Below are 18238 nucleotides of genomic sequence, written 5' to 3' on the forward strand. Positions count from 1 at the left end.
CACGCTAACATTCCTCCCCGCTCTTTGGCAGCCGCTTTTTGCAGTTGTACGATGTCAGAACGATGACTTGAGGGCCTGCACATGCAGATCCGCTTCATCGGCAGCGAGAATTTCCGGCAGGGAACCGCGCAGGTATTCAACCCAGGTTCTGATCTTCGCATCCAGATACTGGCGTGACGGGTAGATGGCGTACAGGTTCAGCTCTTGCGAGCGGTAATCGGACAGCACGCGCACCAGTGTGCCGTTGCGCAGCCCCTCGATCGCCGAGTAGATCGGCAAGATGCCAATCCCCATGCCGCTGGAAATCGCGGTCTTCATCGCATCCGCAGAGTTGACCAGCAGCGGCGAGCTGTTGATGGTGACCATCTCCTGGCCTTCAGGACCATCGAACAGCCATTTGTCCAGCGGGAACACCGGGCTCACCAGACGCAGACATGCATGATTCAGCAGGTCGGCAGGCTTGTGGGCCATGCCGAACGTTTTCACGTACTCGGGCGACGCGCACACGATGCTGTAAGTAATGCCCAGGCGCTGGGACACAAAGCCCGAGTCGGCCAGTTCGCTGGCGAGCACTATCGACACGTCATAGCCTTCTTCCAGCAAGTCCGGCACGCGGTGGGTCATGGTCAGGTCGAACGCGACGTCCGGGTGGTTGCGCCGGTAACGGGCAATCGCATCAATCACATAATGCTGGCCGACGCCGGGCATCGAATGCACCTTGAGCTGCCCGGCCGGGCGGGCATGAGCGTCGCTGGCTTCGGCCTCGGCTTCTTCTACCGAGGCGAGAATCTGTTCGCAGCGCAACAGATAACGCTTGCCTGCTTCAGTGAGGGCAATGCGCCGGGTGGTGCGATTGAGCAGGCGCGTTTGTAAATGTGCTTCAAGGTTGGAGACCGCACGCGAGACGTTGGCGGTGGTGGTATCCAGCACGGCGGCGGCAGCAGTGAAGCTGCCCGCTTGCGCCACGCAGCTGAAGGCACGCATGTTTTGCAGGGTGTCCATGGGTACTTCTCTGAGTAGATGGCAAATTGTGACATGAAGTAACGGATGCATGTATCCAGACCAAAGGATTATCGCCGTTTCAGTAACAAAGATTCACAAATCTCCCCGCTTATCGCCGCGTCGAGTGCCGCCTAGAATCGCCGCCATTCAAGGTGTTTCACCTTCGTTCGGGAACTTGCAGCTGTGCCGCGTCGCATCATCAGAGGGCTCTGGCCCGTAGGTCTTCTGGCTTTTACGCTGGTCCTCAGCGGCTGTATCGGAACACATGGAATCACACCGCAGGGCAGTGTTCTGCACGCTGACAGCCTGGCCACCGATCAGGCGATTCAGAGCGCTTCCCTCGACGCCCATTGGCCCGCAGCGCAATGGTGGCGTGCCTACGGCGACGCGCAACTGGACCGCTGGGTCGACATGGCGACGCTGGGCAGCCCGAGTCTGGCACTTGCCGCTGCTCGTGTGCGCCAGGCAAAGGCGATGGCACAGGTGGCCGAGTCCGCCGAGTCTGTGCAAGTGCAAGGCAACGCCAGCCTGATGCGTCACGACTGGCCAGAGGATCAGTTTTATGGCCCCGGAGCGCTGGCCGATACTCGCACCTGGGACAACAATGCGTCGCTGGGCCTGAGCTACGCACTGGACCTGTGGGGACGTGAACGCAACGCCAGCGAGCAGGCCGTTGATCTGGCGCACGTGAGTGCTGCCGAGCAGCGTCAGGCGCAGCTCGAATTGCAGGAAAACGTGGTCCGCGCCTACATCCGGCTGTCCCTCGACTACGCCCGACTGGATATCGCCGAGGCGGCACTGGCCCAGCAGCAACAGATACTCGACCTGGCGCAGCGTCGCCTCAAGGGCGGGATCGGCACGCGCTTCGACGTCAGTCAGGCCCAAACCCCGCTGCCTGAGGCACATCGGCAGATCGACGCGCTGCAAGAGGCCATCGCGTTGAGTCGCAACCAACTGGCCGCGCTGGCAGGCAAGGGACCGGGGCAGGGCGCGGGGGTGCAGCGGCCTGCGCTGTCGTTGCACACCGCACTGACATTGCCCTCGGCACTGCCCGCCGAACTGCTCGGTCAGCGACCTGACGTGGTGGCTGCGCGCTGGCAGGTGGCGGCGCAGGCACGTGGTATCGACGTTGCACATGCGGGCTTTTATCCCAATGTCGATCTGGTCGGCAGCCTGAGCTACATGGCCACGGGCGGTGGCATGCTCGAGTTTCTGACCGGCAGCAAGCTGGGTTACAAGGTCGGGCCGGCCATCAGCCTGCCGATTTTCGACGCTGGACGCTTGCGTGCGGAGCTGGGGCGGGCGTCCGCTGCTTATGATCAGGCTGTGGCGCATTACAACCAGACGCTGGTCATGGCGTTGAAAAATGTCTCCGACCAGTTGATTCGGCGCGCCTCGATGGACAAGCAGCAGGCACTCGCCGCCGAGTCGGTGGCGTCGGCACAAAAGACCTACGACATTGCCCTGATCGCCTGGCAGCGCGGCCTGACCGATTACCTGAACGTGCTCAATGCGCGCACGCAGTTGTTTCGCCAGCAGCAGGTTCAGCAACAGGTCGAGGCCGCGCGACTGGAAGCCTACGCCGGACTGGTGGTAGCGCTGGGCGGTTACGCTGACGGGAATAACAATGGCAATGGTCATTTCGCACACACCGTCGCCGAGTCTGAGGGCGGGCAATGATCGCCTCGCTACAGCGCATCACCGACCTGCCGTGGCGTCGCGAATTGCACAGTTGGGCGCGCAGTGACGGGGTGACCTGGGTTTACATCTTCAAGGTGCTGCTCGCCGCATTTCTCACCTACTGGCTGGCGCTGCGCCTGGAACTGCCGCAGCCGCACACGGCGATGATCACCGTGTTCATCGTCATGCAGCCACAGAGCGGGCAGGTGTTCGCCAAGAGTTTTTATCGCCTGCTGGGGACGCTGGCCGGGTCGGCGATGATGGTGCTGTTGATGGCCCTGTTTGCGCAGAGTCCGCTGCCGTTTCTCGGCAGTCTCGCGCTCTGGGTCGGCCTGTGTTCGGCCGGCGCGGCGCGCTATCGCAACTTTCGCGCGTATGGCTTTGTGCTGGCCGGGTATACGGCAGCCATGGTCGGGCTGCCTGCGCTGGCGCATCCGGAAGGTTCGTTCATGTCGGCGGTCTGGCGGGTAGTGGAAATTAGCCTGGGCATCCTGTGTTCCACTGCAATCAGCGCGTCGGTGCTGCCGCAGAGTTCCAGCGCTGCGATGCGCAACGCGCTGTATCTGCGCTTCGGCGGGTTCGCGCGCTTCGTGGTCAACGGCCTGCGCGGCGATATTTCACGCGCTGAATTTGAAACCGGCAATGTACGCTTTGTGGCCGAGGCCATCGGCCTTGAAGGGCTGCGCAGCGTCACGGTATTCGAAGACCCGCACATGCGTCGCCGCAACGGTCGACTCAACCGTTTGAACAGCGAATTCATGGCGGTCACCACGCGCTTCAATGCCCTGCACCAATTGCTCGAACGTCTGCGTCTCGAACACGCCGATCAGGTGTTGAAGCATATCGATCCCGGCCTTGAAAACCTTGCGCAACTGCTCGACGGGTTCGCCGACCGCGCCTTGACCAACGATGACGCGGCGCTGCTGGTCACGCGCCTGGAGTCGTGCAAGGCGTACTTTCCAGAGCGGGTCAGAAGCCTGCGCACCGAGCTGGAGCGTACCCTGCCCAGCGACGCCGAACGATTGGACTTTCACACCTCGTTCGAGCTGCTGTACCGCCTGCTCAGCGAGTTGCTCGACTACGCACGAACCCATGCATCGCTGGCCGACCACAGCCATGAGCGTGAACAGTGGAGGGGCTCGTTCGTACCGCGTACCCACTGGATGACCGCGCTGGCAGCCGGTGCCCGGGCGACCTGTGTGGTCGGCCTGATGAGTGTGTATTGGGTGCTGACGGCGTGGCCCAGCGGCGCGAGCATGGTCCTGGCCTCGGCGGCCACCGTTGCGCTGTCGTCGACTACCCACAATCCCAGGCGCATGTCGCTACAGATGGCCGGCGGTACATTGCTCGGTGCGCTGTCAGGTTTTATCGAAACGTTTTTCCTGTTCCCGCACATCGACGGTTTTCCGTTGCTGTGCCTGCTGTTGGCCCCGGTGTTTGTGCTCGGCGCGTATTTGGGCTCACGTCCGCAGTGGACGGGTTACGGCCTGGGGCTGCTGATCTTTTTCAGCTTGGGCTCGGTGCCGGACAACCTCACGGTTTACAACCCTTACACCTTCATCAACGATTACATCGCGATGGTCGTGGGCATGCTGATCTGCGCTGCTGCCGGGGCAATCATCCTGCCGCCCAACAGCCGCTGGATGTGGCAACGCCTGGAGCAGGCCTTGCGCAATCAGGTGGTGTTTGCGATCAGCGCACCACTCAAGCGTCTGGGCTCAAGCTTCGAAAGCCAGACCCGCGACCTGATGCATCAGGCATATGGCCTGGCGATCGGCAAACCGCTGGTTCAGCGCGAGTTGTTGCGCTGGATGTTCGTGGTGCTGGAAATCGGCCACGCCATTATCGAGCTGCGCCATGAACAGGCGCTTCTGCCGATTCACCCTGCCTACGCCGAGTACCAGCCCTGGCGCATCGCGCTGCGAGTCATGGGGCGCGCCTTGGTGCGGCTGTTCATCCAGCCTGATGCGATCAATCTGCAGCGCTGCCTGTCTGCAGTCGATCAGGCCATCAAGCGGGTGCAGGAGGCCGATGAACCCTTCGCCTCGCATTTCGATACGTCGGTGCTGCGCCGGGTAAAAAGCTACCTGCACTTTATCCGCTCGTCGCTGCTGGACCCGCAATCGCCGCTGGCCGCTTACGGCGTTGCGCGAACCGCTTCAGGAGTCGTCCATGCCGCCGCGTGAAATAGCCTTCCACGGCCTGTACATGCCGACCCTCACGCTGATCTTTCTGCTGGCCGTGGTTCTGGCATGGGCGCTGGATCGACTGCTGGCCGGTTTTGACCTGTATCGATATTTCTGGCACCCGGCCTTGCTGCGTCTGAGCCTGTTTATCTGCATCTTCGGCGCGTTGGCGCTGCCCCTTTATCGTTGACGCCTGAGTCGGGAAAAATCTCTGGATGAAAAAGTTCTTCAGTCTGTTTGCCACGTTGCTGGTGCTGGCAATCGCGCTCTGGATCGGTCGCACGCTGTGGGTCGACTACATGGATAGCCCATGGACCCGCGATGGCCGGGTACGTGCCGATATCATCAACGTAGCGGCCGATGTGTCCGGTACCGTGGTCGAGGTACCGGTGCGTGACAACCAGTGGGTAAAGCGCGGCGATCTGCTGATGCAGATCGACCCGGAGCATTACCGGATCGCCGTGAAGCAGGCGCAGGCATTGCTGGCTTCACGCAAGGCGACCTGGGAGATGCGCAAACTGAATGCCAGGCGGCGTGCCGACATGGATGAACTGGTCATCTCGGCGGAAAATCGTGACGACGCGAGTAACGTAGCCACCTCGGCCCTGGCCGATTACCAGTTGGCCCAGGCGCAACTGGAGGCGGCCGAGCTCAACCTGTCACGCACGCGGGTACTGGCGGCGGTGGACGGTTACGTCACCAACCTTAATGTTCATCGCGGCGACTATGCGCGCATTGGTGAGGCGAAGATGGCCGTGGTCGACATGAACTCGTTCTGGGTCTACGGCTTCTTCGAGGAAACCAAGTTGCCGCACCTGAAAGTGGGTGATCCTGCGGACCTGCAACTGATGAGCGGCGAGGTGCTCAAGGGGCATGTCGAAAGCATCGCACGCGGCATCTACGACCGTGACAACCCGCAAAGCCGCGAATTGATCGCCGACGTGAACCCGACCTTCAACTGGGTGCGTCTGGCCCAGCGCGTGCCGGTGCGTATTCATCTGGATCAGGTACCGCAGGATGTGTTGCTGGCGGCGGGGATGACTTGCACGGTGATCGTCAGACCGGTAGATGGCTGATACTTGAGGACGCAGAGCGTCCAGAACGGCATGCCAACGCGGAGCATTGGCACGATAGTGACAAGGCTCGGCTACAGATCAGCGTTCAGCCCAAAGCGTTTTCTCAGGGCCATATCCAGTAGCCTTTTGGGCAGCAACCACGCCATCAGCGGCAGTAGGCGTGAGCCGTTGCCCAGGCGCAGCAGGCGTGGCGAACGAGTGTGTTGCACGGCCTTGAGCAAGTCGCGAGCGAATTCGGTGACGGGGGTAGGGCTGTCCAGAGAGGCCCTGGCGCGTGCACGAATGCCTTCGCGAATCGGCCACCAGGGCGATTGTTCGCTGATCAGTTGCTCGGCTTCGTGGCTGGCATTCTTCGCGAAGCTCGACGCAATCGCGCCGGGCTGAACCTCCATCACCTGGACGCCGAACGGCGCCAGCTCCAGACGCAGCGCATCACTGAGCGCATGCACCGCCGCCTTCGACGCACAGTAAGCCCCCGCAAACGGCGTGACCAGCACACCGGATACGCTGCCGATGTTCACCACCAGTCCCTTGTTGCGGCGCAGTGCCGGAAACAGCGCCCGGGTCACCCCGATGACGGAAAACACATTGGTTTCGAACTGGCGCTGCAAGGCCTGCACTCCGCCGTCGAGCAGGGGACCCATCGCGCCATAGCCAGCGTTGTTGATCAACACATCCAGGCCGCTGTGCTCCAGACCGGCGGCCAGTTGCTCCAGCGCCAGGCTGTCGTTGACGTCCAGTTGTACGGCGATGAAACCCGCTGCACTGAGTGCCGCGACATCGTCGGCCTTGCGCGCGGTGGCCCAGACTTCATAGCCAGTGGCCTTGAACGCGTCGGCCAGAGCACGGCCGATTCCGCTGGAACAGCCTGTAATCAAAGCGATGGGCATGTGGAATCCTTGTGGTCAGTCCGAGAAACTGCCTTGTAGATGTTCTGCGCGAAATTCCAGGGTTTGCGGGCGGTAACCGTTGCGCAGTGCCGGCACCGGCACGCAATCCTGCCACGTGCCTTTGGCCTGAAGTTCACCGGGGCCGCGATAGCGTGCGGACGCGTAGGTGTTGTCGGTCAGATTCACTGAATCACCAGGCGCATAGGCCGCGATTCGCCAACGCAGTTCCTGCAGGGTCACCTTATTGGTGTTGGTGATGCTGACCTGCAACGGACGATCTGCCGGGCAGCCTTGCGGGTTGTAACTCAGGCGGATATCCAGATGCTCAAGCTGGCGCGTTTCCCGACTGTCCTGCCAGATGACGATAGCCGCCACCGCCCCGAGCGCGACCGCCGCAGCCAGCGAGACAGGCAAGGCCTTCGCCGGATAACGGAGCAGAAGGATCAGCCAGGTGAGGATTAACAGGATGCCGATCAACATGCGGCGGGTCTCCAGCAAGATGCAATGTCAGAGATACTACAGACATTGGGCAGGCGTTGACCAATGGGCAAGGCGTCGGCGCGGAGAGCGCTGCAGTCTGCCCTTGTTGTGCCACTGGCATAAGTGTCAGTAGGCGCTACGGCGCCACTTATCTAGAGTGTGGGGCAGCGCGGAATTTTCCAGCGTCGTCGGACTTGCTGCAGGTGCCAGTCATGGTTGAACGCTCGATTGCCCTTCATCAGCACACGCCGGCATTACAGTTGGTGGACCCGCGCGGCTTGCCTGTGGGGTCAATTGCGCTATGCCGTACGAGTAGCGATATCGAGCCGCAAATCCGTACCAGCCATGCGTCATTCGACATGGCGGGGCGACCTGTCAGCTGTTGGGACCCGCGCCTGTGGGCTGATCGGGCACCCGCCAATCTCAGCGTCATTCATTCGCTCAGCGGTCAGGTTCTGGCCAGCGACAGTGTGGACGCGGGCTGGCAGGTGTTGTTGGCGGGTGAGGCCGGGCAGGTGCTGGAGGCCTGGGACGCTCGGGGCGTTGTGCGACGTACGGGGTATGACGCGCTGCTAAGGCCCATCAAGGTTTTTGAAGATGAGCACTGCGTTGAGCGCTTGCTTTACGGCGGCCCTGATTCGATCACGTATAACCAGTGCGGTCAGTTGATTCGTCATGACGATCCGGCAGGCACGCGGCTTGACGATGCGTATGGTCTTTCGGGAAATGTGATCAGGCAAACGCGGCGCTTTCTGCACTCTGCCGATGAGCCTGACTGGCCCGAGTCGCTGACCGGGCGTGATGCCTTGCTGGAGCCCGGTGACGGCGCAACCACGTGCTGGCAATACAACCCGGTGAGCGAGATCACCTGGCAACGCGATGCGCAGGGCAATGTTCAGTGTCTGGGTTACACCGTTGCAGGGCAGTTGAAAAACAGTCGTTTACAGCTCAACGGTCAGGCCGAACAGGTTCTGGTCAGTGCCATCCAGTATGACGCGCAGGGGCGGGTGGTGTCGGAAACGGCTGGCAATGGTGTGATCAGCACGGCGCTCTATGCCACTGAAGACGGTCGCCTGGGGGAATTGAATACCACGCGTAGTAATGGGCAGTCGTTGCAGGATTTGCGTTACGACTATGACCCGGTCGGTAATGTAATCCGTGTCGATGATCGTGCTCTGCCAGCCATCTCCAAAGGTCAGCGCATCGACTCGGTTTCGACCTATCGATACGACACGCTTTATCAACTGATCGAAGCCTCGGGCAGGGAATGGGCAGTCGTTAATCACGGCCCGGTGCTGCCTGGTTTCCAGAGTCCCGCCGATCCTTCGACGCTGGCTGATTACACGCAGACGTATCGCTACGATGCCGGCGGCAACCTGCAACAGCTTACCCACACAGGCGCGCAGTCCCATTCGCGAACGCTGGTGACTGCGCGTTACAGCAACCGCAGTCTGCCGGTGATCAATGACCATATACCCGATGAAGCAGAAATCGCTGCTGCCTTCGACGCCAATGGCAATTTGCTCGCCCTGCAAGCCGGACAAAACCTGAGCTGGGACCGACGCAACCAGTTGCAGCACGTGCGCCCCGTTATTCGTGAAAATGGTATGGACGACAGCGAACGCTATAGCTACGACGCCAGCGGCCAGCGCCTGCGCAAGGTGCGTACCACGCAAGCCAAAACCATTACCCATACGGCCGATGTGCGTTACCTGCCCGGTCTTGAAATCCGTACCGATACGGCCACTGGTGAAACCCTGCATGTTGTTGTGGCCCAGGCCGGGCGTAATAACGTGCGCGTGCTGCATTGGGCGTCTGGAAAGCCCGACGCGCTTGAAAATGATCAGACTCGTTACACCCTGAACGACCACCTGGGGTCCGGCACGCTGGAACTGGATGGGCAGGCGCAGCGTGTCAGCCACGAACGTTATTACCCGTTCGGCGGCACGTCATGGTGGGCGGGGCGTAATGCGATCGAGGCGAGTTACAAGACCGTGCGTTACTCGGGTAAGGAGCGGGATGCGACAGGGCTTTATTACTACGGGCTGCGGTATTACGCGCCGTGGTTGCAGCGCTGGATCAATCCGGACCCGGCCGGTCTTGAGGACGGGCTTAATTTATACGGTATGTTGAGAAACAACCCGCTCACGTTCATCGACGCGGTGGGAGGAGTCGCTGAAATTCCCAAGCATATTCACTACATCTGGTTGGGCGCTGCTGAACCGCTGATGGAGCGCCTGGAAGGGATCAAAAACACTTCTGTGCTGAATCCCGACTATCAGTTGACGCTGCATCTGCATCTGGATCTGCGAAAAGGTGATGAAACGGAAATAGCCTCAGCGCTGCGCGGGCGAAGAAACGTCCATATTTCCGACCTCAGGGAAGAGGAATTTTTCAGAAAATTCCAGAAAACACCGTCATACGAGATTTATAAGGATTTGTATGGGGATGACCCTCGACACTACTCGGCAGCCAGTGACGTGCTTCGCTACAGCTTGATCAACCATTATGGCGGTATTTATTCGGACACGGATGACATGTTCAAGCGCGGTGTCAGGGATACCGATTTCATTACCAAGCCCAAGAGGATTTTCACGATGCGCCCGACGGACACACCTTGGAACCGGGATAAAATCGTGATTAACAATAACTCGTTCGCGTCACCTGCCAACAATCCGGTGCTGAGCACTTTGGAAAAGGAGATAGTCGACCGGTACAGCGTTTATCGTGAGACAGGCCTTGGCAAGGTGCTCAGTAGCACCGCCGATGTGAGCGACAGGATGAGAATCGTTTCTGCTGTCACGGGGCCCAAGGTGTTCACAGAGGTATTGCTTAAAGAGGGGCGTGGGCTAAGAAAGCTGTTTTCAACAATGGTCAATTACCATGTTAAAGGTGAAAAATTAAAAAACCCGAAGCGTTATCAGGCAGAAGCCCAAAAAAGAATGCCACTCTCGAACTTCATAAAAATGGGAGGCAGCCACTCATGGCAATAGCGCCGGTGAGGCCGTATGAGCGACCTGAATATGAGAGCAAGCTGTTACAGGGCAATGATGGTTGGGACTCAAGGTAAAAAGCCCCCGGCAATAATGTGCGCATGACACTGCGCAAAGAATTACCGGGGGCTGTTTCACTTGCAGCTAAAAGCGTCTGTTAGCGAGCGATAGTCTGGGTTTTCACACCCGCTTCAAGCGCGTTCGAACGACCGTAGATGTCTTCGAAACGCTCGATGTCGTCTTCGCCCAGGTAGCTGCCCGATTGCACTTCGATGATTTCCAACGGGATCTTGCCCGGGTTGCGCAAGCGATGGACCGAGGCGATCGGGATGTAAGTGGACTGGTTCTCGGTGAGCAGGAATACGTTCTCGTCACAGGTGACCTGCGCAGTACCGGATACCACGATCCAGTGTTCGGCGCGGTGGTGGTGCATCTGCAGCGACAGGCAGGCACCCGGCTTGACGGAGATACGCTTGACCTGGAAACGACCGCCCATGTCCACCGAATCGTAGGAGCCCCACGGACGGTACACTTCGAGGTGGTTCTGGGTCTCGGTGCGGCCCTGTTCGTTCAGGGTAGCGACCATCTGCTTGACGCCCTGGACCTTGTCCTTGTGGGCAATCATCATCGCGTCCTTGGTTTCGACGACCACGATGTTGTCCAGACCGATCACCGACACCAGTTTGCCGTTGCCGTGGATCATGCAGTTGCGGCTGTCCTGGATAACGACATCGCCCTTGGTGACGTTGCCGTTGGCGTCCTTGGCGTTGACTTCCCACAGCGACGACCAGCAGCCGACATCGCTCCAGCCGGCCGACAGCGGTACGACGCAGGCGCGCTGGGTTTTTTCCATGACTGCGTAGTCGATGGAATTGTCCGGGCAGCAGGCGAAGGTCGAGGAGTCGATTTCAAGAGCGTCGCCGTCCTGTACGCTGCGCTCGAGGGTCAGCAGGCAGGTGTCGTAGATGTCCGGATCGTGCTTTTTCAGTTCTTCGAGGAAGCGGCTGGCGCGGAACAGGAACATGCCGCTGTTCCAGTAGTAACCACCGGCTTCGACGAATTCCTTGGCGCGTTTTTCATCAGGTTTTTCGACGAACTGCGACACGCGGCTGACGCCTTCCGGCAGCAGGGCATCGGCGGTGGACTTGATGTAGCCGTAGCCGGTTTCCGGCTTGTTGGCCGGCACACCGAACAGCACCATTTCGCCGCGTTCTGCGGCGACGGTTGCCAGAGCCAGTGCGCGTTGCAGGGCTTTCTGGTCTTCGATGACGTGGTCGGCTGGCAGCACCAGCATCAGGCCGTCATTGCCTTCGTTGACCAGCTTCATGGCGGTCAGTGCAACGGCGGGTGCCGTGTTGCGGCCGAACGGTTCCATGAGGATCGCCTGGGTTTCCAGATTCAGTGCCGCGAGTTGCTCGTTGACGATGAAACGGTGGTCCTTGTTGCAGACCACGATAGGCTCCTGCATGCCCTCGAACACCAGACGCTCCAGGGTTTGCTGGAACAGGGTGTGCTCGCCGGTCAACGCCAGGAACTGTTTAGGGAATTGTTTACGCGAAAGCGGCCAGAGTCGTGAACCACTACCGCCTGACAAGATAACTGGAATCATTTTGTTTCTCCAAAAGCATTCAATTAGGGCCGTACGAGGTGTCTGTCGTTTCTGTCTTGTTCTTGTTCCGCGCTGGCCGGTTCAGTGCTGACGCCCTGAACCGACCGGCATAATCCGTTTAGCGGGTAGCGACCGGTGGCTTGACCCACACTGGCGAGAGGCTGCTGCCACTGCCGGTGATGTAGAGCACAGCGGCTTCGCCACGCTCCAGTGCCACAGGTTTCACATCGGTGACTTTCTTGTCGCCGTCGTACAGCGCCAGGCTGACCTTGACCGGGTTGATTTCACGCTCGCCGGTGCCTTTTGCCGCTACAGCCTTGACCACGTCGGTCTTGCCATCAGCGGTTTTCAGGGTCAGGGACTTGTCGCTCAGGTTTTGCACACGAACCAGGGATTTCTGCTTGTTCTTGAACGGTGGCTCTTCGACCAGCTGTGGTTTGCCGCTGGCGTTGTTGACGATGGTGTAGTAGTGATCACCCGCCAGTTTCACTGGCAGGCTCTGGCTGCCCAACTTGGCGGTGTAGTCGCCCTGCGGCATGAAGCTGAACGCAGTGCTGCCCAGTGGCGCCACTTCGTTGAGGTTGGTGTTGCCGACGGTGGCGCTGATTTCGGCGTTGCTGGCGTTGTAGACACGCACGAAGGTCGAGCCTTTTGGTGCGGTCGGGCCGTACAGGGCGGAGTCACCGGCGAAAGCTTGCAGGGACATCAGGCCCAGACCTGCGGCCATTGCGCAGGTTTTGAACAGGCGTTTTGCGGCCGAACGGTTGGCAGTAGTGTTAAAAGTCATGAGTCAGTCCTCTCAGTTTTGCGCCCGGTTGGGCGACTCGGATTGTTTGGCGTTGAGCGCCACGTTTTCTTGGGTGTCACGCGATTTCTTCAGCTCGGCGATCCACTTCGGATCGAACTCGCCAAGGTCGTTGTGTGCCGGCAGGTAGCGCTCCGGGAATTCCCAGATCACCACTTGCGGCGGGGTGTTCTTGAAGGCATCGGTCTGCAGGTACTTGAGCATCGGCAGGATCGGACCATGGCCGTCTTCGGCGTAGTTGACGACATCACTGCGCAGCGCTTCTTTCAAGGCGCCGACGAAGTTCCAGTTAGGGTTGGCGCTGTAGCTGGTGCCCACCAGACCCACCGGGATGTCGCTGTCTGCGAACAGCGCGTCACCGCCTGCCGCTTCGCCTGCTACCGGATCAGTGCTGCGTTTCTGCAACTCGTCCGGCTTGGGCAGCATGTTGCTGAACAGCGGGTCGAGCGGCAGGAATGTAGTCAGGTCACCTTTGTAGGCTTCGGTTCCCTTGGCTTGTGTGACGAACTGCTCAGGTTCGCCTTCCAGTGGCGTTTTCTGGGCAATCGCGGCGCTCAGTTGCTGCGCGGCGACTTCGGCACCCATTGGCGTCCAGTGAGTATCGGTGCGCAGGAAAACCTGGCCCTGTTGCTTGGCAGCTTGCAGCGGCGCCAGCAGGTCCGGGGCAAAGATCCCGGCCTTGGCGACCTGAGCGTGGAACTGCTGATACAGGTCGGTGTGCAGGCTGGCAGGCTTGCTGTCACCGATGTGCTCCGGGTACAGACGGGTCTTCGCCGGAACGATCGCCAGGACCAGTTTGGTGCCCTGTTTTTCCAGTGCGTCACGCACACCCTGAATGATCGCCAGGTTGTCGGCTTCGTTCTGCTCGCCGTTGGCAACCGCGTCGAACTCTTCGTCGGTATACAACCACTGGTCCTTGCCGAGTACGACGCCCGGACGACCTTCGTTGAACAGTTTGAAATCCAGCGCCGCCCAGAGGTTGGTGCCCAGACGCTTGATGGGGAACTCATCGTCATAATGAGTTTCCGCCGCCTTGGTCCATTTGCCATTGAGCACAGTGGTCTCGGCCGACGTCGAGAAGGTGCTGAAACTGCGCAGCGACCAGATCCCCAGGACCAGCAGAATGGCTAGGAAGAGGGCGATGTAGAGGATTCGTAATGAACGGGTCATGTCAGTCTCCTCAGAACTGGAAGTAAAGGAACGGCGAGAAGCTTTGCGCCGAAAGTTTGAGAATCGAAGCCACGAACAGCAGCAGGATCAGTGCGCGCATGGCGTAACGTGGCCAGTCGGCTTCCCAATAGGCCGGTTGCACCTGAGCTTCGCTGCCCACGGTGTAGCCAGGCATGTGCAGGCTGCCGGGTGCATCGCCAGGAACGGCCTTGATGGTGCCCGGTTGTGCGGTTGCAGGACCGTCAGCCTTGGTGCTCTTGCCGGTGTCTTTTTCGCGATTCTGGTAGAAGTCGCGCAGACCGAAGAACGCCAGCGTCAGATAAGCCACCACCAGCGTTGCCACTTGCAGACCGGTCAGGCTGGCGCGGTTGAGTTCCGAAAGCTGCCACTCGCCGAAGCTGAACATGGCGCCGTACATACGACCGGCGACATGCAGGTTTTCAGCGCGGAAGATGACCCAGCCGATGATCACCAGCAGGAAGGTCAGTGCCCAGCGGATCGGGTTGAAACTGTAGGGTTTGGTATTGATACCGACCGCTTTTTCGATCGCCAGCCACATGCCGTGCCAGGCACCCCAGATGATGTAGGTGACGTTGGCTCCGTGCCACAGACCGCCAAGCAGCATGGTCAGGAACAGGTTGCGGTAGGTCGCGACTTTGCCGCCTCGGTTGCCGCCCAACGTGATGTACAGGTAGTCACGCAGCCAGGTGGACAGGCTGATGTGCCAGCGACGCCAGAACTCGGTGATCGACTGGCTGATATAGGGCTGTTTGAAGTTTTCCATGAAGCGGAAACCCATCATCAGACCCAGACCTATGGCCATGTCGCTGTAACCGGAGAAGTCGAAGTACAGCTGCGCGGTGTAGGCCAGCGCACCCAGCCAGGCATCGCCGGTGGTCGGGTTCTGCAGAGCGAAGCAGTGGTCGGCGACCACGGCCAGGGTGTCGGCGATGAACACTTTCTTGATGAAGCCCTGCATGAAGCGCGTGGCACCTTCGGAGAACTTGTCCAGCGTGTGTGTACGGTTATTGAACTGGTCGGCCAGATCACGGAAACGCAGCACGGGGCCGGCGATCAAGTGCGGGAAGATCGCGACGAATGCAGCGAAGTCGATCAGGTTGCGCGTGGCCGGGGTATCGCCGCGGTAAACGTCGATGATGTAGCTGATGGACTCGAAGACATAGAACGAGATACCGATCGGCAAGAGCACGTGAGTCAGGATGAACGGTTCCAGACCCATCGAGGTCATGGCTGCGTTGATGCTGTCCACGCCGAAGTTGGCGTATTTGAAGTAGCCCAGAATACACAGGTCCACGATCACGCCAAGCAGCAACCACTTCTGTGCCGGCTTGGTCCGCACACCTGCTGCGCCTACCTTGAGACCGATCCAGTAGTTCCAGACGGTCACGCCGACGAACAGCGCCAGGAAGTCCACTCGCCACCAGGCGTAGAAGACATAGCTGGCAATCAGCAGCAGCAGATTGCGATAGCGTTGCCCGCTCAGATAGTACAAGCCGAGGAAGATCGGCATGAACAGGAACAGGAACACGTTGGATGAGAAAACCATCCTTATCTCTCCGTTTGTCCAACATTCAAGGGCTCACAGCCCCCCCAAACCCCCCCGCAAAAAGGGAGGGGCAAATCACTTCACAGCTTGTTCGCGAAGCTGGCCAGGCGAGATCCGGTTTTATGGATGCATCGCCTGGACATAGGTCTTCGCGGACAAGTCCGCTCCTACAACCAAAGGCGTATCACTCGCTGACGTTGTCGCCCTTGTCGCCTTTTTCGTGCGACGGGTCGAAGACCTTGGTCAGGTCACCGCCCAGGCGGAACGTCTTGAACGGCTGCTTTTCGTGTTTCTCTTCCAGCACATCCGGGCTGCAGGTGTAGAGCGAGCAGTACGGTTCGAGCCAGGCGAATTTCGGATCTTTCTTCAGGTCCGTCATGTCCTGTTTCTCGCCGTTGTGGTCAGCGAATATCGAAGGGTCTTTGACGCCGGCCAGAACCCGGTCACCCAGACGCTTCAGGGCACCATTATTTTCCGGACGCAGGTCCACGCCGTTGGCCTGGGCGAAGCTGGCAATCATCGCGAGCGGTGGCAATGCGTAGTTGTGATACGACAGTGCCCGCTGACGACGCTTCATCTCGTTGGGCAGGAAACCGTCCTTGTCCACTTGATTGGCAGCGACCTTGTATTCCTTCACGGCCCAGTCGAACAGGTCCTGACGATTGGTGGCGACAGCGGTTGCCATCACTGACCAGGCAGCCCAGTACGAGTGGTTGTTGATTTTTTCCAGCGGCAGATTGCTCCAGTCGCTGACCACCTGATCGGCCAGCTTGCTGAACCAGGTCTCGATGATCTTTGCGTCCTGCTGACGGTTGGCCAGCGGATGCGACTCGGAGAACTTCAGGCGCAGGTAGGCGGAGGACATGCTGCCCAGTGCCCATTTGCGCATGGATTTGCCGGTGTGGTTGAACTCGCGCGACTCCAGCGCATCGGCCTTGGCCCAGGTGGTCATCATGTTCAGCGCGCAATCGAGCTGTTCCGGACGACCGTCGCGCATGTACTGCATCACGACTTTGCTGACGCCACGCTCAAGGGTGGTGATGTCCTTGGTCGCATCGCGGAACGCTTCTTCGGATACCGCGTTGAGCGTTGCGCGCGCCTTGTCCGAACCCTCGTACTTGCTGCGGAACACCAGCTTGTCGGTGTAGGGCTTTGGAATGGCTTCACAGCTGAAGTTGTGATCGCCAGTCTTCATTTTTTCGATCGGGGCGTCATAGCCCTTGGGTGGAACCAGTGCGGCGGACGCACCCGTGGCCCAGGCCATCGATGACAGGATTGCCATCGACAGCAGGGTAGGGCGTATCAGTTTAGGAGTCTGCATAAGTCACCTCATAGTCCGGCTTGAGCGGTGTGTGTCGCAGCGCTCGGGAACACGTTGCGTTTGCATACTTTGGCTTCGACTTTTTGTGGTGCCGTGCCTGCTTCCGGTCCCTGGATTTCCAGTGCCAGCAGTTGCTGGTTGGCCCAATCCTCATCCTCGCGCAATTCGAAGGCGAAGCGTCCATCGGTGTCTGACGTTTCAGGTTTCTCGATTTTCAGATCCTCGTGGCGACCGTTCATGTACCAGAGTCTGGCCTGAAGGACTTTCACCGAGGTGTCGTCAAACTTGATGTCGATCTGATTGCTGCCGTTGCGGATGTCCTTGATGCCATTCTTGCCGTTGACCAACACTTCGTTGGTGCCCGGCTTGAGGGTGGTGCTGGCGCTCATGACGGCAGGCTTGCCTTCACAGCCGTTGTCCAGCAGCGACATCATCTGGCGATAGATGGTCTCCTGATCCAGGCGATACAGCGGCGAGAATTCCCAGATGAGAATTTTCGGCGGACGCTTCTGGAAGTCTTCGCTGCCCAGGTACTGCAGCATCGAACCTTCCAGGCCACCACCAGGGAACGCTACGTTCAACACGTCAGCGCCCATGTACTCCTGCAGGAAGCCAGCGAAGTTGTAGTTCTTGCCGCTGTGGCTGGTACCGACCAGGGTGATTTCCGGGTTACCGGAATCGCCGAACAGGTCGCCGTCGCCCGCCTCACCCTTGGGCTCGGTGGTGAACTGGTCCATGTACTGGATCGCGTAGCTGGTGCCGCACAATTGACCCGCCATATTGTGCAAAGTGCCCGTCTTGCCCATGCGTCCGGAAATATGGCTTTCGAACTCACGCTTGGGGATATCGCTGTAGCCCGGAACTTTCTTCACGGTTTCGGCAACGATTTTCGCCGTACGCTGCGCGCCATACGGCGTCCAGTGCTGGTCACCGCGGAAGTAGAAGTCGTGCGCCTGCTGCTCGTTGGTCAACGGCGACAGGTCAGGGACCCAGTAGCCCATCTTGCTGAAGCGGCCGAGCATGGCCTGATAGTTTTTCAGCGCCTTGTCGTAGTCGAACTTGTCACGTTCGGCGGGGAACAGCTTGTTGCGATCCACCAGACCACGGGTCGGCTGATACACCACGACCAGCTCGACGCCTTTGCTCTTGAACGCATCGTGCAGTTCTTTCATGCGGCGATAGCCGGCAGGCGTGGTGTCGAACTCGGTGCGCAGGTCTTCCTGAGTCCGGAACAGCCAGTCGCCCTGGGCCTGGACCAGCGTGGTGAAGTTCTGCTGATAGCGCGTGGTGTAGTTTTTCGCGTCATGCGCGGCCGGGCACAGCGAGCAGCAGGGCTCGGCCTTGAACGTCGGTGCTTGCGAGTCGTCTGCCCGAGCGACACCCGCGGCGGCCATCAAGGCGGCGGTGAGGCTGGACAGGCTCAACAGCTTGATCAGATGTGCGTGCATAACAATACCCT

General features: G+C 59.7%; 14 protein-coding genes. 5 read left to right on the plus strand and 9 right to left on the minus strand.

Going from position 1 to position 18238, the window contains the following annotated elements:
* Positions 1–54: 54 nt before the first annotated feature.
* Positions 55–1002, minus strand: coding sequence for a LysR family transcriptional regulator (locus tag V476_RS16900; RefSeq protein WP_002552240.1), 948 nt, complete (start codon positions 1000–1002; stop codon positions 55–57).
* A gap of 183 nt (positions 1003–1185) precedes the next feature.
* On the opposite strand from V476_RS16900, the gene V476_RS16905 reads away from it, so the two are divergent.
* Genes V476_RS16905 through V476_RS16920 form a run of 4 tightly spaced genes read left to right on the plus strand, consistent with a single transcriptional unit; the run spans position 1186 to position 5944 of the window.
* Positions 1186–2682, plus strand: coding sequence for an efflux transporter outer membrane subunit (locus tag V476_RS16905; protein ID WP_024693845.1), 1497 nt, complete (start codon positions 1186–1188; stop codon positions 2680–2682).
* Positions 2679–4868, plus strand: coding sequence for an FUSC family protein (locus V476_RS16910; RefSeq protein WP_024959514.1), 2190 nt, complete (start codon positions 2679–2681; stop codon positions 4866–4868). Before V476_RS16905 ends, V476_RS16910 begins: the two co-directional genes overlap by 4 nt.
* Positions 4855–5058 (plus strand): DUF1656 domain-containing protein, encoded by a 204-nt coding sequence (locus tag V476_RS16915; RefSeq protein ID WP_003316949.1) that lies wholly within the window; start codon positions 4855–4857, stop codon positions 5056–5058. The genes V476_RS16910 and V476_RS16915 overlap by 14 nt, the downstream gene beginning before the upstream one ends.
* 25 nt (positions 5059–5083) lie before the next feature.
* Positions 5084–5944 carry an efflux RND transporter periplasmic adaptor subunit gene (locus V476_RS16920; RefSeq protein ID WP_017277807.1) on the plus strand — a complete coding sequence of 287 codons (861 nt, stop codon included), beginning with the start codon at positions 5084–5086 and terminating at the stop codon, positions 5942–5944.
* 71 nt (positions 5945–6015) lie between these two features.
* Here V476_RS16920 and V476_RS16925 read toward each other — a convergent pair whose 3' ends face one another.
* A complete protein-coding gene (locus tag V476_RS16925; protein WP_024959515.1) occupies positions 6016–6834 on the minus strand; it encodes an SDR family oxidoreductase in 819 nt (272 codons plus the stop codon).
* Positions 6835–6849: 15 nt separating this feature from the next.
* Positions 6850–7314: a hypothetical protein gene (locus V476_RS16930; RefSeq protein ID WP_024959516.1), complete on the minus strand. Its 465-nt coding sequence runs from the start codon at positions 7312–7314 to the stop codon at positions 6850–6852.
* A gap of 212 nt (positions 7315–7526) precedes the next feature.
* Between V476_RS16930 and V476_RS16935 the strand changes: the two genes are divergently transcribed.
* Positions 7527–10307 (plus strand): RHS repeat-associated core domain-containing protein, encoded by a 2781-nt coding sequence (locus V476_RS16935; RefSeq protein WP_024959517.1) that lies wholly within the window; start codon positions 7527–7529, stop codon positions 10305–10307.
* Between the two features lie 157 nt (positions 10308–10464).
* Here V476_RS16935 and V476_RS16940 read toward each other — a convergent pair whose 3' ends face one another.
* The 6 genes from V476_RS16940 to V476_RS16965 form a co-directional block, all read right to left on the minus strand.
* Positions 10465–11916, minus strand: coding sequence for a mannose-1-phosphate guanylyltransferase/mannose-6-phosphate isomerase (locus V476_RS16940; protein WP_003415201.1), 1452 nt, complete (start codon positions 11914–11916; stop codon positions 10465–10467).
* Between the two features lie 118 nt (positions 11917–12034).
* A complete protein-coding gene (locus V476_RS16945; protein WP_003316943.1) occupies positions 12035–12703 on the minus strand; it encodes an alginate O-acetyltransferase AlgF in 669 nt (222 codons plus the stop codon).
* A 12-nt stretch (positions 12704–12715) separates the two neighbouring features.
* Positions 12716–13891 (minus strand): alginate O-acetyltransferase, encoded by a 1176-nt coding sequence (locus V476_RS16950; RefSeq protein WP_003415203.1) that lies wholly within the window; start codon positions 13889–13891, stop codon positions 12716–12718.
* Positions 13892–13901: 10 nt separating this feature from the next.
* Complete coding sequence (locus tag V476_RS16955; protein WP_003316941.1) at positions 13902–15458, minus strand: MBOAT family O-acyltransferase; 1557 nt, start codon at positions 15456–15458, stop codon at positions 13902–13904.
* A gap of 184 nt (positions 15459–15642) precedes the next feature.
* Positions 15643–16779, minus strand: a complete 1137-nt coding sequence (locus V476_RS16960) for a mannuronate-specific alginate lyase (RefSeq protein WP_004402835.1) — start codon at positions 16777–16779, stop codon at positions 15643–15645.
* An 8-nt stretch (positions 16780–16787) separates the two neighbouring features.
* On the minus strand, positions 16788–18227 hold the full coding sequence (locus tag V476_RS16965; RefSeq protein WP_003408874.1) for an alginate O-acetyltransferase AlgX-related protein: 1440 nt from the start codon (positions 18225–18227) through the stop codon (positions 16788–16790).
* Positions 18228–18238: the final 11 nt, after the last annotated feature.

Source organism: Pseudomonas syringae KCTC 12500 (assembly GCF_000507185.2).
GTDB lineage: Bacteria > Pseudomonadota > Gammaproteobacteria > Pseudomonadales > Pseudomonadaceae > Aquipseudomonas > Aquipseudomonas syringae.

Excerpts from the sequence above, each read along its gene's own strand:
- V476_RS16935 (WP_024959517.1), top strand. The coding sequence starts at position 7,527 with ATGGTTGAACGCTCGATTGCCCTTCATCAGCACACGCCGGCATTACAG.
- V476_RS16920 (WP_017277807.1), top strand. The coding sequence starts at position 5,084 with ATGAAAAAGTTCTTCAGTCTGTTTGCCACGTTGCTGGTGCTGGCAATC.
- V476_RS16955 (WP_003316941.1), bottom strand. The coding sequence starts at position 15,458 with ATGGTTTTCTCATCCAACGTGTTCCTGTTCCTGTTCATGCCGATCTTC.
- V476_RS16915 (WP_003316949.1), top strand. The coding sequence starts at position 4,855 with ATGCCGCCGCGTGAAATAGCCTTCCACGGCCTGTACATGCCGACCCTC.
- V476_RS16965 (WP_003408874.1), bottom strand. The coding sequence starts at position 18,227 with ATGCACGCACATCTGATCAAGCTGTTGAGCCTGTCCAGCCTCACCGCC.
- V476_RS16925 (WP_024959515.1), bottom strand. The coding sequence starts at position 6,834 with ATGCCCATCGCTTTGATTACAGGCTGTTCCAGCGGAATCGGCCGTGCT.
- V476_RS16945 (WP_003316943.1), bottom strand. The coding sequence starts at position 12,703 with ATGACTTTTAACACTACTGCCAACCGTTCGGCCGCAAAACGCCTGTTC.
- V476_RS16910 (WP_024959514.1), top strand. The coding sequence starts at position 2,679 with ATGATCGCCTCGCTACAGCGCATCACCGACCTGCCGTGGCGTCGCGAA.
- V476_RS16900 (WP_002552240.1), bottom strand. The coding sequence starts at position 1,002 with ATGGACACCCTGCAAAACATGCGTGCCTTCAGCTGCGTGGCGCAAGCG.
- V476_RS16950 (WP_003415203.1), bottom strand. The coding sequence starts at position 13,891 with ATGACCCGTTCATTACGAATCCTCTACATCGCCCTCTTCCTAGCCATT.
- V476_RS16930 (WP_024959516.1), bottom strand. The coding sequence starts at position 7,314 with ATGTTGATCGGCATCCTGTTAATCCTCACCTGGCTGATCCTTCTGCTC.
- V476_RS16960 (WP_004402835.1), bottom strand. The coding sequence starts at position 16,779 with ATGCAGACTCCTAAACTGATACGCCCTACCCTGCTGTCGATGGCAATC.
- V476_RS16940 (WP_003415201.1), bottom strand. The coding sequence starts at position 11,916 with ATGATTCCAGTTATCTTGTCAGGCGGTAGTGGTTCACGACTCTGGCCG.